The organism is Nocardia sp. NPDC004260 (genome assembly GCF_053603155.1).
The window spans coordinates 1-2,038 of the sequence record NZ_JBSGEZ010000239.1; the positions used below are offsets into that span (position 1 = coordinate 1).

Genomic DNA, 2,038 nt, shown 5'->3' on the forward strand with positions numbered 1-2,038 from the left:
GAGCGCGAGTCTCCTCGTCGAACTTCCGTGGTGCCGCCATGGCTGACAGTCTCCCTTGCTATATCAGGAGTCTCCAGCCAGTCCAGGACGGTTCACTTTGGAACGCGTGATCGAAGCGCCGGTATCCGATCTTGTTGACGGTGGTGGCGGAGTCGGCCGTCAACGTGCTCGATGAGGTGGTGGCCCTGTTGGATCAGGCGCAGTCGGCGAAGTTCGGTGCCGCCGAGAACCGGATGCGAGACGAACTTGACGAACGCGGCAAGACCGGAGAGGACCGACAAGCGCTGCTGGATGACACTGTTGACAGGAAGTTACTCGTAGCATATGAGGCTGAGCGTCCCGAGGGGATCGTAGGCGTGGTGTCGGGTTCCGCAGCATGTTCGGCACCGCATCGCGCAAGATCACCGGCAGGACCCGGTGTGGGGTTCCTCCAAGGCCGGGTAGTTAGTGTTTTCGCTGGTGGCGCAGGCGGTTTGAGGATTTCGGCATAGGGCAACGGAGCTCGTTGGTTCAGGTAGTCGACCAAGACAGCCTGTTGCCGAGGAGCTCCGTTGCCGTTGCATTCTCCCCTGCCTCCCGCGTTGGCGGCGATCACCCGGTCGGTGACCGTGGCCGCGGGCCGGTTCGCTGCCGGTCATCTGGGCGAGTTGACCGTGGTGGTGCCCTTCGAGCTTGTCGACGCGGTCCTCGAGGAGACCCGGACGGTGCAGCGCCGGTTGCGTGATCTCCCGTCTCGGGTCGGGGTCTATTTCCTGCTGGCGATGTGCTTGGTTCCCCGAGGTGGGTTATCGGGCGGTCTGGGACAAACTCACAGTCGCGCTGACCGGGATACCCTTGTCCGCCCCGACCGCGAAAGCGTTGCGGGACTTGCGCCGTCGGGTAGGGGTCGCGCCGATGCGGATGTTGTTCGATGTGCTGGCCGGGCCGTTGGCGCAGCCGTCGACTCCGGGGGTTCGCGTCGGGCGGTATCGGATGGTGTCCTTCGATGGCTGCACCTCCCAGAAAGTGCCCGCCACCGCTCGGAACCGGGCCTGGCTGCGTGCCACCGCCCATTACGCCTACCCGATGCTGGAATTGATGACGCTGGTGGAGACCGGAACCCGCGCGGTGATCGGGGCAGTGTTCGGACCCACCGAGCTGGGCGAGACCGGCTACGCCCGCAAGCTGCATCTACTGCGCCCGGACATGCTCGTGTTATGGGACAGGGGCTTCGACAGCAACGACTTCCTCGTCGAAGTCTGCGCGACCGGTGCCCAAGTATTGGGTCGGTCGCGCAGCAACCGGCGCATCCCGGTCCTGACCCGCCTGGGCGATGGCTCGTATCTGGCGGTCATCGCCGGGATCCCGGTGCGGATCATCGACGCCCAGATCACCGTGACCTGCATCGACGGCACCGTGTTCACCGCTGGCTACCGCCTCGTCACGACCCTGACCGACGCCCGCCGCTACCCGGCAGCGACGCTAGTGGCCCTCTACCACCAGCGGTGGGAACATGAATCCGCCTACTACGCGCTGCGCCACACGATCATGTCTGGACGAGTTCTGCGCTCGGGCGACCCCGTCGGCGTCGAACAGGAAATGTGGGCCCTGCTGGGCCTGTACCAAGCGCTGCGCATCGTGATGGTCGACGCCGCCGAATCCCGTCCAGGTACCGACCCGGACCGTTGCAGCTTCGCCATCGCTTTCCACACCGCCCGTGACCAGGTCGTCACCGCGGACGGGGTCGTCCCCACCGGGACCGGAAGCGGCCTTCTCGGGCGGATCGGCGTCCGGATCCTGGGGCACCTGCTACCACCACGCCGACAACGGGTCAGCACCCGCAAGGTCAAATCACCGATGTCGCGCTACAACGAACGCCTCGACGACGGACGCCCCGACACCAGCCGCACCGTCACCAATCGCGACCTCGCCATCGTAGTGCCCGACACCGAACAACTACCGCTCCCAACCACTTCCCGCCACGACAGCCGCACCGCCCCCGACCAGCGCCGACGCCACCTGGATCCTGACCCTGCTCGACACCGACCCCACCCGCTTG

At 65.8% G+C, this 2,038-nt stretch carries 1 protein-coding gene and 2 pseudogenes; all 3 read left to right on the forward strand.

Translation table 11 applies throughout. The features are described 5' to 3' along the window. Positions 1-113: 113 nt before the first annotated feature. Positions 114-305, forward strand: a pseudogene (locus ACWEO7_RS39325) (hypothetical protein); the annotation flags it as partial. A gap of 303 nt (positions 306-608) precedes the next feature. Next, positions 609-749: pseudogene (locus ACWEO7_RS39330) on the forward strand (transposase domain-containing protein); the annotation flags it as partial. 31 nt (positions 750-780) lie between these two features. Beyond that, on the forward strand, positions 781-2,038 hold a 1,258-nt coding region (locus ACWEO7_RS39335; protein WP_452430908.1), incomplete at its 3' end, for a transposase.